The organism is Massilia sp. YIM B02443, assembly GCF_030411955.1.
Taxonomy (GTDB): domain Bacteria; phylum Pseudomonadota; class Gammaproteobacteria; order Burkholderiales; family Burkholderiaceae_D; genus Telluria.
The window spans coordinates 1-11,466 of record NZ_JASNRA010000046.1; the positions used below are offsets into that span (position 1 = coordinate 1).

At 67.1% G+C, this 11,466-nt stretch carries 11 protein-coding genes; 7 read left to right on the plus strand and 4 right to left on the minus strand.

Translation table 11 applies throughout. The features are described from left to right. Positions 1 to 101: 101 nt before the first annotated feature. The gene (locus QPK27_RS24650) at positions 102 to 839 is read right to left on the minus strand and encodes an IclR family transcriptional regulator C-terminal domain-containing protein (protein ID WP_374047118.1); all 738 of its coding nucleotides are present in this window, start codon (positions 837 to 839) and stop codon (positions 102 to 104) included. Between the two features lie 272 nt (positions 840 to 1,111). Between QPK27_RS24650 and QPK27_RS24655 the strand changes: the two genes are divergently transcribed. The 5 genes from QPK27_RS24655 to QPK27_RS24675 all read left to right on the plus strand — a co-directional run bounded on the left by QPK27_RS24655 (position 1,112) and on the right by QPK27_RS24675 (position 6,406). Then, the gene (locus QPK27_RS24655; RefSeq protein ID WP_290420808.1) at positions 1,112 to 1,795 is read left to right on the plus strand and encodes a 3-oxoacid CoA-transferase subunit A; all 684 of its coding nucleotides are present in this window, start codon (positions 1,112 to 1,114) and stop codon (positions 1,793 to 1,795) included. After that, entirely contained in the window at positions 1,792 to 2,430 is a 639-nt protein-coding gene (locus tag QPK27_RS24660; RefSeq protein ID WP_290420809.1) for a 3-oxoacid CoA-transferase subunit B, read from the plus strand. Before QPK27_RS24655 ends, QPK27_RS24660 begins: the two co-directional genes overlap by 4 nt. A 61-nt stretch (positions 2,431 to 2,491) precedes the next feature. Then, a complete protein-coding gene (gene pcaF / locus QPK27_RS24665) occupies positions 2,492 to 3,694 on the plus strand; it encodes a 3-oxoadipyl-CoA thiolase (protein ID WP_290420810.1) in 1,203 nt (400 codons plus the stop codon). Positions 3,695 to 3,733: 39 nt separating this feature from the next. Next, positions 3,734 to 5,080 (plus strand): MFS family transporter, encoded by a 1,347-nt coding sequence (locus QPK27_RS24670; RefSeq protein WP_290420811.1) that lies wholly within the window; start codon positions 3,734 to 3,736, stop codon positions 5,078 to 5,080. 318 nt (positions 5,081 to 5,398) lie between these two features. After that, positions 5,399 to 6,406 carry a Bug family tripartite tricarboxylate transporter substrate binding protein gene (locus QPK27_RS24675; RefSeq protein ID WP_374047116.1) on the plus strand — a complete coding sequence of 336 codons (1,008 nt, stop codon included), beginning with the start codon at positions 5,399 to 5,401 and terminating at the stop codon, positions 6,404 to 6,406. 3 nt (positions 6,407 to 6,409) lie between these two features. On the opposite strand, the gene QPK27_RS24680 is transcribed toward QPK27_RS24675, so the two are convergent. From QPK27_RS24680 to QPK27_RS24690, 3 genes are all read right to left on the minus strand, one after another. Next, positions 6,410 to 7,483 (minus strand): L-dopachrome tautomerase-related protein, encoded by a 1,074-nt coding sequence (locus QPK27_RS24680; RefSeq protein ID WP_290420812.1) that lies wholly within the window; start codon positions 7,481 to 7,483, stop codon positions 6,410 to 6,412. A gap of 20 nt (positions 7,484 to 7,503) precedes the next feature. Then, the gene (locus QPK27_RS24685; RefSeq protein ID WP_290420813.1) at positions 7,504 to 8,703 is read right to left on the minus strand and encodes a DNA topoisomerase IB; all 1,200 of its coding nucleotides are present in this window, start codon (positions 8,701 to 8,703) and stop codon (positions 7,504 to 7,506) included. 114 nt (positions 8,704 to 8,817) lie between these two features. Then, complete coding sequence (locus QPK27_RS24690; protein ID WP_290420814.1) at positions 8,818 to 10,488, minus strand: Na+/H+ antiporter; 1,671 nt, start codon at positions 10,486 to 10,488, stop codon at positions 8,818 to 8,820. 670 nt (positions 10,489 to 11,158) lie between these two features. Between QPK27_RS24690 and QPK27_RS25565 the strand changes: the two genes are divergently transcribed. Further along, positions 11,159 to 11,365 carry a MerR family DNA-binding transcriptional regulator gene (locus QPK27_RS25565; protein WP_374047117.1) on the plus strand — a complete coding sequence of 69 codons (207 nt, stop codon included), beginning with the start codon at positions 11,159 to 11,161 and terminating at the stop codon, positions 11,363 to 11,365. After that, positions 11,337 to 11,466, plus strand: a 130-nt coding sequence (locus tag QPK27_RS24695; RefSeq protein WP_290420816.1) for a helix-turn-helix domain-containing protein, incomplete at its 3' end; no start/stop codon positions are given. The genes QPK27_RS25565 and QPK27_RS24695, both read left to right, overlap by 29 nt.

Here is an 11,466-nt window from a genome sequence, read left to right on the forward strand (position 1 = left end):
TTGTCCCCTATTTGGATGTCCATGAAACCCGGACCATCTCAATCGACCCCGTGGAGGTGCTGGTCTTCTGCGCCAAGTACCCACTATGCTTGCGTGACGCGCTAAGGCAGCAGGATCGACAATTCCTGCGCCCCCTGCAGCAACGCCGGCAAGAACTCGTCCTGCATCTTGCGCTTAGGCACCCGCGCCGCGTGGGCGCCGATGTTCAGCGCCGCCAGCACATTGCCGGAAGCCCCGCGCACCGGCACCGCGATCGAGCGCAGGCCGATTTCCAGCTCTTCTTCCAGGATCGCGTAGCCGTCGGCGCGCACACCGTCCAGGATCTCCTTCAGCCGCTCCGGATTGACCACCGTAACTTCGGTCATGGCCTTGAGCGGCACGCGCTCCAGGTAGGCGTCCAGCTCGGCCGGCGGCAGGTGCGCCAGCAGCACGCGGCCCAGCGCGGTGCAATACGCCGGCAGGCGGCTGCCGGTGGTCAGCGAGACCGACATGATGCGCGACGCCGCCGAGCGGCCGACGTACAGCACCTCGTCGTCCTGCAGCACCGCCAGCGAGCACGATTCGTTGAGGCTGCGGCTGATCCGGTTCAGGTAAGGGTGGGCCGACACCGTCAGCGGCGTCGACGACAGATACGAGTAGCCGAGCGACAGCACCTTGGGCTTGAGCGAAAAATGGTTGTTTTCCGCCTCCGCATAGCCGAGCGCGATCAGCGTGTGCAGGCAGCGCCGCACCGAGGCGCGCGGGATGCCGGTGCGGTGGCTCAGCTGGGCGATCGTCAGGCTGCGGCGCTGGTCGCTGAAGGCTTGCAGCACCTGCAGGCCGCGCGCCAGCGACAGCATGAAATTCGGGTCGCTGGCGACGGCCGCGCTCTCATCCGCCAGGTCTTCAGGAGTCTGTACAGGGCGTTCTGGAGACATATTTTCCTATTTTTCGTCAAAACGAAAACGTTCGCCAATCGAACACATTCGCGCGTGCCGCCTTGCGCCGGCAGCCGCGACAATCCTACACTCGGCTTATTCGTTCTGTCATCAAACATTCGTGCGATAGCCGAACAGCCAATAACAGAGACAACCAGCATTCCCGTGCCCAGGCACGGAACAGGAATTCGGAAATGATCGACAAGATTTTCCCTTCGCTCGACGCAGCGGTGGCCGATATTCACGATGGCGCCACGATCCTGATCGGCGGCTTCGGCAGCGCCGGCATGCCGTCAGCGCTGATCGACGCGCTGATCCGGCACGGCGCGCGCGAGCTCACCATCGTCAACAACAATGCCGGCAACGGCGACACCGGCCTGGCCGCGCTGCTCAAGGCAAAACGGGTGCGCAAGATCGTGTGCTCGTTCCCGCGCCAGAGCGATTCCCACGTGTTCGACGGCTTGTTCCGCGCCGGCGAGATCGAACTCGAGCTGGTCCCGCAGGGCAACCTGGCCGAACGCATCCGCGCCGCCGGCGCCGGCATCGGCGGCTTCTTCACGCCGACCGGCTACGGCACCGCGCTGGCCGAAGGCAAGGAGACGCGGCTGATCGACGGCCGCCACTACGTGCTCGAAACCCCGATCCACGCCGACTTCGCCCTGATCAAGGCCTTGCGCGGCGACCGCTGGGGCAACCTGGTGTACCGGAAGACGGCGCGCAACTTCGGCCCGATCATGGCGATGGCGGCGCGCTGCACCATCGCCCAGGTGTCCGACGTGGTCGACCTCGGCCAGCTGGACCCGGAAACCATCGTCACCCCCGGCATCTTTGTGCAGCGCGTGGTGCAGACCAACGCGCTGCAAGGAGGACACCCATGAACCGCCTCACCCGCGACCAGATCGCCGCCCGCGTGGCGCGCGACATCCCCGAAGGCGCCTACGTCAACCTCGGCATCGGCCTGCCGACCATGGTCGGCGCCCACCTGCCGCCGGACCGCGAGATCTTTTTGCACAGCGAGAACGGCCTGCTCGGCATGGGCCCGCCGCCCGCAGCCGGCGAGGAAGACGAAGACCTGATCAACGCCGGCAAGCAGCCGGTGACGCTGCTGGCCGGCGGCAGCTATTTCCATCACGCCGACTCGTTCGCGATGATGCGCGGCGGCCACCTCGACATCTGCGTGCTGGGCGCGTTCCAGGTCTCGGAACAGGGCGACCTGGCCAATTGGCACACCGGCGCGCCGGATGCGATTCCGGCGGTCGGCGGCGCCATGGACCTGGCGATCGGCGCCAAGCGCGTGTTCGTGATGATGGAGCACCAGACCCGCGACGGCGCCAGCAAGATCGTCCAGCAATGCAGCTACCCGCTGACCGGAGTCGCCTGCGTCAGCCGCATCTACACCGACCTGGCGGTACTCGACGTCACGCCGCAGGGCCTGGCCGTGCGCGAGATGGTCGACGGCCTGTCGTTCGCCGAACTCGAACGCATCACCGGCTTCGCCCTGATTGCCATTTGATTTTCACCCAACCGATGCGCCGTCCGCATCGCGGGCGGCGGTCGGCAAGATTGGAACTACCATGCAAGACGCTTTTATCTGCGACGCCATCCGCACCCCGATCGGCCGCTACGGCGGCGCATTGAAGGACGTGCGCGCCGACGACCTGGGCGCGATCCCGCTGCGCGCACTGATGGCCCGTAACGCTGATGTCGACTGGACCGCACTCGACGACGTGATCCTCGGCTGCGCCAACCAGGCCGGCGAAGACAACCGCAACGTGGCGCGCATGGCGCTGCTGCTGGCCGGCCTGCCGCCCGAGGCCAGCGCCACCACCATCAACCGCCTGTGCGGCTCGGGCCTCGATGCGCTGGGCAGCGCCGCGCGTGCGATCAAGGCCGGCGAGGCGAGCCTGGTCATCGCCGGCGGCGTCGAGTCGATGACGCGCGCCCCGTTCGTGATGGGCAAGGCCGAGACACCGTTCTCGCGCCAGGCGCAGCTGCAGGACACCACCATGGGCTGGCGCTTCATCAATCCGGCGCTGCAGGCGCAGTACGGCACCGAGACCATGCCCGAGACGGCGGAGAACGTCGCCGCCGACTACGGCATCAGCCGCGCCGACCAGGATCGCTTCGCGCTGGCCAGCCAGAACAAGGCGGCGGCGGCGCAGGCGGCCGGCCTGTTCGAGGCCGAGACGGTGGCGGTGACGATCCCGCAAAAGAAGGGCGAACCGATCGTCGTATCACGCGACGAACATCCGCGCGCGACCAGCCTCGAGGCGCTGGCCAGACTCAAACCCGTGGTGCGCGCGGACGGCAGCGTCACCGCCGGCAACGCGTCCGGCATCAACGACGGCGCCTGCGCATTGGTCGTGGCCAGCCGCGAGGCGGCCGCGCGCCATGGCCTGACGCCGCGCGCGCGCATCGTCGGCATGGCCACGGCCGGCGTCGCGCCGCGCGTGATGGGCGTCGGTCCGGTGCCGGCGGTGCACAAGCTGCTGCGCCAGACCGGATTGACGCTGGCGCAGATGGACTTGATCGAACTGAATGAAGCATTCGCCGCGCAGGGCCTGGCGGTGCTGCGCGAACTGGGCTTGCAGGACGACGACCCGCGCGTCAACCCGCAGGGCGGCGCCATCGCGCTCGGGCATCCGCTCGGCATGAGCGGCGCGCGCCTGGCCACCACCGCGCTGTATCAGCTGGAACGCAGCGGCGGGCGCTTTGCGCTGTGCACCATGTGCGTTGGCGTGGGGCAGGGCATCGCCCTCATCATCGAACGCGTCTAGCGTTCGCGTTTTTATAGAAGAACAGCAGGAGACATTTTCATGGCAACAAGCAGCAACAGCACCTTGCACACGACCACCGGCGCGGCGAACGACAGCGCGGCCGGCGGCGCGTCCCCGATCGCCGAACTGACCTCGCGCCAGCGCGTGATGGCGATCGTCGGCGCCTCGTCCGGCAACCTGGTCGAGTGGTTCGACTTCTACATCTATTCCTTCCTGGCGCTGTACTTCTCGAGCGCCTTCTTCCCGTCCGGGAATCCGACCACCCAGCTGCTCAACACCGCCGGCATCTTCGCCGCCGGCTTCCTGATGCGTCCCGTCGGCGGCTGGCTGTTCGGCCGCATCGCCGACCGTTACGGCCGCAAGAACTCGATGCTGATCTCGGTGCTGATGATGTGCTTCGGCTCGCTGATGATCGCGGTGCTGCCGACCTACGCCCAGATCGGCACCGCGGCGCCGGCGCTGCTGCTGCTGGCGCGCCTGTTCCAGGGCCTGTCGGTGGGCGGCGAGTACGGCACCAGCGCCACCTACATGAGCGAGGTGGCGCAATCCGGCCGGCGCGGCTTCTTCGCCTCGTTCCAGTACGTGACGCTGATCGGCGGCCAGCTGCTGGCGTTGCTGGTGCTGGTGGTGCTGCAGCAGGTGCTCACTGAAACCGAGATCCGTGCCTGGGGCTGGCGCATCCCGTTCGTGCTGGGCGCCTGCGCCGCGCTGGTGTCGCTTTACTTGCGCCGCTCGCTGACCGAGACCACCACCGCATCCGAGCGCACCAGCAACCAGGCCGGCCGCCTGTCGACGCTGCTGGCGCACAAGCGCGCCTTCATCACGGTGCTGGGCTTCACCGCCGGCGGTTCGCTGATCTTCTACGCCTTCACCACCTACATGCAGAAGTACCTGGTCAACACCGTGGGCTTCCATGCCAAGACCGCCAGCGCCGTGATGACGGTGGCGCTGCTGGCCTATATGTGCATGCAGCCGCTGTTCGGCGCGCTGTCGGACCGCATCGGCCGCCGCAACTCGATGCTGTGGTTCGGCGGCCTGGCCACGCTGTGCACCGCGCCGCTGCTGTTCGCGCTGCGCGACGTGAGCAATCCGATCGTGGCCTGCATCCTGATCATGGCGGCGCTCGCGATCGTGAGCCTGTACACTTCGATCAGCGGCTTGATCAAGGCCGAGATGTTCCCGGTCGAAGTGCGCGCGCTGGGCGTCGGCCTGTCGTACGCGGTGGCCAACGCCATGTTCGGCGGTTCGGCCGAATACGTGGCGCTGTGGTTCAAGTCGGGCGGCATGGAGCAGAACTTCTACTGGTACGTGACGGCGATGTGCGCGATCTCGTTCGTGGTGGCGTGGCGCATGCCCGATCCGTCGCGTTCCGGTTTGCTCAAGTAAGTTTGCTGTAGTAAGTTTGCTGCAAGGGCAGGGGACGTCGCTCCCCTGTCTGGTATAAGGTTGATGAAAGTAGGCACGCAGCCGCCACGAAGCAGGCTGCGGCAAACAGGAATGGAGACAACCATGCATCAGCATCAAGCTGCGCCGCCCGCCGGCGCCATCCGCACAGCCCTGCCGGCGCAGGGCTTCCTCCTCCTTCTGTCCTGTCCCTCCATCATCGCGCGCCATCCCTGGCGGCCTTGATCGCCGCTGCACGTCCGGTCTTTGCACGCAGGCGGCAATCCGCCTGCATTGGTTCACCTTCTCTGGAGATTTGCCATGTCATGCATTCCCGCTGTCGCCGTCAATCGCCGTCGTTCCACCCTCGCTGTCGGACTCGCCTTCGGCGCCCTGATGCTCGCGCCGCTGGCGGCGCAGGCGCAGGGCGCGTATCCGAATAAACCGATCACCATCATCGTTCCGTTCTCGGCCGGCGGCACCACCGACATCCTGGCGCGCGTGATCGGGCAAGGCATGAGCCGCGACCTGGGCCAGCCGGTGGTGATCGACAACCGCGCCGGGGCCGGCGGCAATATCGGCGCCCAGGCGGTGGCGCGCGCCGCGCCGGATGGCTATACGCTGGTGATGGGGACGGTCGGCACGCACGCCATCAACGCCAGCCTGTATGCCAGGATGCCGTTCGATCACGTCAAGGATTTCGCGCCGATCTCGCGCGTCGCGCTGGTGCCGAACCTGCTGGTCGCGCATCCGGCGCAGCCGTACAAGAACGTGAAGGAGTTGATCGCGTATGCCGGGGCCAATCCGGGCAAGGTGACGGTGGCCAATTCCGGCGTCGGCACCTCGATCCACCTGTCGGCCGAGCTGTTCAAGCACATGGCCGGGGTCGACGTCCAGAACGTGGCCTATCGCGGCAGCGCCCCGGCCCTGAATGACCTGATCGGCGGCCACACCGCCGTCATGTTCGACAATATGCCGTCGGCGATCGGCTACGTCCGCGCCGGCAAGCTGCGGCCGCTGGCGGTGACCACCGCGAATCGCTCGGCGGCGCTGCCGGACGTGCCGACGGTGGCCGAATCGGGCGTGCCCGGTTTCGAAGCCACGTCCTGGTTCGGCCTGCTGGCGCCGGCCAGGACCCCGGCGCCGGTGATCGCGCGGCTGAACGCGTCGATCCAGAAGGTGCTGGCCGACCCCGAGGTGAAGAAGAAGCTGCTGGAGCAGGGCGCCGAGCCGCTGGGCGAGACGCCGCAGCAGTTCGCCGGCTTCATCGCCAGCGAATCTGCCAAGTGGGGCAAGGTGGTCAAGCAGTCGGGCGCAAGCGCACAGTGACCATCACTCGGCGCGCAGGCGCCACAATTCGGTCGGCAGCGCGCTCGGCGCGTCCGGCTTGAAGAAGGCGCTGTCCTGGATGTGCGACGAGGTCACGTACACCGCGCCGTCCGGGCCTTGGGTGAAGGTGTCGGGCCAGCGCAGGCGCTCGTCCTGCACCAGCACGCGCGCCTCGGCGCCCGGGCCGGCGTCCAGGTCGCGCGCCTTGATGGCGTCGTCCTGGACGGAGGTGAGCAGCATGGTGTTGCCGCCTTTCGGGATGATCAGGCCGTCGTTGACGCCGTTGATGCCGTATTCCTCGACCGCGTCGCCCACGTCCTGGCCCTGCAGGCCCTGTTCGATCAGCACCTTCGTCGGGATGCGGTACAGGGTGTCGCCCTTGATCGCCTGCCAGTACAGGTAGGCGCCGTCGTTCGACAGCTCGATGCCGTCGGCCGAGAACTCGACGCCGCGGCCGTCCGGGCGGCGCAACACTTCGCCGTCGGCTTTCACGTTAAGGCCCTTCTTCATCTGGGTCGATGGGTGGCTGTCGAGCAGGCGCACGGTTTTGTCGGCCGCCAGGTCGACCACCAGGATCGCGCCCACCACGCCCGAATCGGTGATGTAGGCGTACTTGCCGTCGTTCGAGAAGCGCACGTCGTTCAGGTAGGAGCCCTGCGGCGCCGCGTCTTCGTCGAAGGCGATCGTGCGCACCGGCTGGTTCGAAGCCAGGTCGATCTGCACCAGCTTGGCGCCGCCCGATACCAGGTGGGCCTGGGCCGGCGCCGCCGGGTCCAGCACCCACAGGCTGCCGCGCCCGTCGGCGACGATGCTTTGCACGCACACCCAGTGGTCCTCGGGCGAGAGTTCGTCCTTGCGCGCGTTGCGCCAGGCGTTCCATTCCTCGTCGGGATAGGCGACCACCGAGCCGTCGGCCTTGAGTTCAGCCACCGACACCGCCGTGTCCTCGGTCCAGCGCGGGAAGTTGACGAAGATGCGGTTGTCCTCCGAGACCGAGACCCCGGTCACCTGGTGTTCGAAGCGCTTGACCAGTTCCAGCGTCCAGCGGCGGTTCGTATCCTTGAATGCATCAGTCATACGGTTCCTTTCAATAGGTTTCAGGCTGCAGCGCGGGCGGCGCTGCGCGGTTTTTTCGCTGGCGCGGCTTTGCCGGCAGCTTTGTTTGCGGCAGGCTTGCGCGCGCGCTTCGCAGGCGGCGCGGTCGCCGCGTTCTCCTGCTCCAGACGTAATCGCTGCTGCAGCATGGCCAGCACCGCCGCTTCCTCGGGCTGCAGCGCGTGCAGGTCTTCGGCCAGCTTTTCCTCGGTGCGCTCGCGCAGCACTTCCAGCGCCGCGCCTTCCAGGTAGGCATCCAGCACGGCCGGGTGCACGTAGCACTTGCGGCAGATCGACGGCGTGTTGCCGAGCTTTTCGGCCACCGATTCGATGGCGCGCACGATGTTCTTCTTGGCCTGGGCCTCGGAATCGAATTTCTCGAATTCCTGCAGCGCCAGCGCCGCCAGCACCGTGCCGGACCAGGTGCGGAAATCCTTGGCCGTGTACTCTTCGCCGGTGATGGTGCGCAGGTAGTCGTTGACGTCGCTCGAGTCGATGCTGTGGGTGGCGCCATCCTCGTCGACGTACTGGAACAGTTCCTGGCCCGGCAGGTCGCGCGAACGGGCCACGATGCGTGCCAGGCGGCGGTCGTGCACCTTGACCTTGTGGTACACGCCGCTCTTGCCCCGGAAGCTGAACTCGACGTCGCTGCCGTCGACCTTGGCGTGGCGGTTGCGTAGCGTGGTCAGCCCGAAGGACTTGTTGGTGCGCGCGTATTCTTCGTTACCGACCCGCATCATGGTCGCTTCGAGCAGGTAGACGATGGTGGCCAGCACCTTTTCGCGCGGCAGGCCGGGCAATTTCAGGGCGCGGTCGACCTCAAGACGGATGAGGGGCAGGGCCTGGCCGAACTTGAGCATGCGCTCGTATTTGACCTCGTCGCGCGCTTCGCGCCACTTGGCGTGGTAGCGATACTGCTTGCGCCCGCGCGCATCGCGCCCGGTGGCTTGCAGGTGGCCGTTGGCTTGCGGGCAGATCCATACTTCCGTCCAGGCCGGCGGAATCACCAGGCGCTTGATGCGCGCCAGCGTGCTCTCGTCGGTGACCGGTTCGCCCTTGGCGTCGAGGTAGCGAAAGCCGTCCTTGACGGCTTCGCGCCGGATGCCGGGCCGGTCGTCGTGAACGTAGCGCAGGCCGGCCGCGCGCGCCGCGTCGGCGGGATCGGCGTGGACGGCGTCGGTAGCAGTGGATTCGTTGCTCATGAGGCGGGTACCCGGTGATGATGGTTGTCACCGATCCTACCCGCCGTGGTTGGCGCACACTGTACGCGAAGTAACGCAGGCGGACCGTCACGGCGGCCCGCCGGCTTCTGCAGCTCAGCGGTAGCGCGCCTCGACCAGGTCGATTTCGCGCAGCAGCTTGCGGGCGATCTCGTCCGACAGCTGGTTGTGGCGCGCCATGCGCAGCAATACCGCGCGCTCGTGTTCGAGCGCGGCCAGGCGGTAGTGGCGCTCGGCCGCCTCGGCCGCGCGCACCCGGGCCGGCGCGACGCCCAGGCCGATGCCGCCCGCCACGCCGCTGTCCAGCCGGTACTGGTACAGGCTGCGTACCTGGTCGAGCGCGCTGGCTTGCAGCTCGGCAGCCTCGAGCGGGTCGGCGCCGGCGTCGGCGCCCATCGCGGCCGGCGGCGGCGGCGCCTTGGCGATCGCTTCCAGCGCCGCCATCGCAGCCACGTGGCGCGCATTGTCTTCTTCGCTCTCATGGTGCGCCTCGGCCGGCAGCTCCAGGCCGCGCAGCACGCGCGGCAGGCCGACGCTGGCCAGCACCAGCGACACCACGATCACCGCGCTGGCCAGGAAGATCACCAGGTCGCGCCCCGGGAACGGATTCCCGTTCGGCAGCAGCAGCGGCAGCGTCAGCACGCCGGCCAGCGTGATCGCGCCGCGCACCCCGGCCAGCGAGGTGGCCAGGATCAGGCGCGGGTTCGGCTTGTACACCGCCAAGCCCTGGCGCCGCGCGTTCAGCAGCGTCAGGCGCAGCGAAACCCAGACCCAGACGAAGCGCAGCAGCACCAGGCCGAGGCTGATCGCCAGCGCGTTGCCGGCCAGCCACCAGACGTCGTGCGCGGCCGGCACTTCGGGCGCGTTGATGGCGGCGCGCACGATGTCGGGCAGCTGCTCGCCCAGCAGCACGAACATCACGCCGTTGAGCGCGAACTGCACCGTGTCCCAGACGGCGGCGCGGCGCACCCGGGTGGTGGCCAGCGCGCGGCCGCTCAGCTCCACGTAGCTCATGGTGATGCCGGCCGCCACTGCGGCCAGGATGCCCGAGGCTTCCACGTGCTCGGCCGCCAGGTAGGCGCCGAACGGCAACAGCAGGTTGACCAGGATCGGCGAACCGGTTTCCTCGCCGATGCGCGCCGCCAGGATGCGCTGGGCGCCGCTGACGATCACGGTCAGGCCGGCGCCGATGGCGATGCCGGCCAGCGCCACCCACAGGAAGGTCAGGGTGGCGTCGCCCAGCGAGAAGGTGCCGGTCAGGGCGGCGGCCACCGCGAAGCGGAAGCACACCAGGCCGCTGGCGTCGTTGAGCAGCGACTCGCCCTCGAGGATGTGCATCAGGCGTGGCGGGATCGGCACCCGCGCCGCGATCGCCGACACCGCCACCGGGTCGGTCGGCGCCAGGATCGCCGCCAGCGCGAACGACACCGCCAGCGGCAGCGACGGGATCAGCCAGTGGATCAGGAAGCCGGCGCCGATCACGGTGAACAGCACCAGGCCGAGCGACAGTTCGAGGATGGTGGTGCGGTCGCGGAACAGGCCGACCTTGGGGATGCGCCAGCCGTCCAGGAACAAGAGCGGCGGCAGGAACAGCAGGAAGAAGATGTGCGGTTCGAGCCGCACGCCATGGCCGGTGGTGGACGAGATGATGGCGCCGAGCGCGATCTGTACCAGTGGCAGCGGCACCGCGAACGGCAGTATCCGCACCAGGTATCCGCTTGCCACCACCGCCAGCAGCATGGCCAGTACGATGCCTACCTCACCCATTCGATCACTCCCCTCATTGCTGAAGTCGCATCATAAAGGAAATGTAAGCGAGGCGTTGACCGCGGCTCGCGCGTGGCTGGTATCGTGCGTCGGAGCGCCCCGGCAAAGGACGAGCATCGCAAAAGTCCTGAACGCGTTACCGGATAGCCGAACGCCGGCACCGCGCGACCGGGACAAGCCGGCAAGCACCTGGCAGAGCGAACTGGACGAGCGAACTGGACGAGCGTATCGCACGCCTCGAGTTGCTGCGCGAGCCCCAGAGGGTTTTAGCAGTTAGCTTGGAACTCATTCAAACTTGCGTAGTCTTATCATACGGCGGTGAGTTCCACCGTGTCAGCCTGTGGAGAAGACGGCTCTGGCCCTGCAAAATTGCAGGGTGAAACCAGCTTCGACGAAGCAGGAATTCAACGGTAAAGCTAGCTGTAAATAGTTTTACGTAAGTTTGAAGGAACGGGCATTGGCTGCGGATGTCTGTCGATGAAGCTGTGCCCACTGGTCAATACGATGGGCACATTGTCGGAATGCGGCGGCGGCCCGCTCTATCTCGCGCCAGGCTCCCTCTATCGGGAAGCGTGAGGCGGTTACAGGAATCACCGCAGCATTGGCATCGGCAACGAGGGGTTCTAACAGTTAGCGAGGAACTCATTCGAACATATGTAGTCATATGCATATGAGCAAACTTGTTCCCATTGGCGCTGCTGCCAAGGCATTCTGCGTCTCGACCAGCACGCTGTGTCGCTGGGAAGCGGCAGGGCGGCTCGCGCCGACGAGAACAGAGCGAGGCCAGCGCCGCTACGCTGTCGCAGCGCTCCTTTCGGGTATTAGCCCTGATCCGCTAAGGAAGCGCAATGTTCCTGGCCCATCGTATCGCGCTTGACCCGAACAACGTGCAGGCCACCAGCCTTGCGCGCGCAGCCGGCACGGCGCGCTTCGCCTACAACTGGGCACTGGCCGAGTGGCAACGCCAGTACGAGGTGT

Bases quoted from the DNA above. Each gene is read 5' to 3' on its own strand.
- QPK27_RS24650 (WP_374047118.1), bottom strand. From the start codon at position 839: ATGCTGTCGCTGGCGCGCGGCCTGCAGGTGCTGCAAGCCTTCAGCGAC.
- QPK27_RS24655 (WP_290420808.1), top strand. From the start codon at position 1,112: ATGATCGACAAGATTTTCCCTTCGCTCGACGCAGCGGTGGCCGATATT.
- QPK27_RS24660 (WP_290420809.1), top strand. From the start codon at position 1,792: ATGAACCGCCTCACCCGCGACCAGATCGCCGCCCGCGTGGCGCGCGAC.
- pcaF (WP_290420810.1), top strand. From the start codon at position 2,492: ATGCAAGACGCTTTTATCTGCGACGCCATCCGCACCCCGATCGGCCGC.
- QPK27_RS24670 (WP_290420811.1), top strand. From the start codon at position 3,734: ATGGCAACAAGCAGCAACAGCACCTTGCACACGACCACCGGCGCGGCG.
- QPK27_RS24675 (WP_374047116.1), top strand. From the start codon at position 5,399: ATGTCATGCATTCCCGCTGTCGCCGTCAATCGCCGTCGTTCCACCCTC.
- QPK27_RS24680 (WP_290420812.1), bottom strand. From the start codon at position 7,483: ATGACTGATGCATTCAAGGATACGAACCGCCGCTGGACGCTGGAACTG.
- QPK27_RS24685 (WP_290420813.1), bottom strand. From the start codon at position 8,703: ATGAGCAACGAATCCACTGCTACCGACGCCGTCCACGCCGATCCCGCC.
- QPK27_RS24690 (WP_290420814.1), bottom strand. From the start codon at position 10,488: ATGGGTGAGGTAGGCATCGTACTGGCCATGCTGCTGGCGGTGGTGGCA.
- QPK27_RS25565 (WP_374047117.1), top strand. From the start codon at position 11,159: ATGAGCAAACTTGTTCCCATTGGCGCTGCTGCCAAGGCATTCTGCGTC.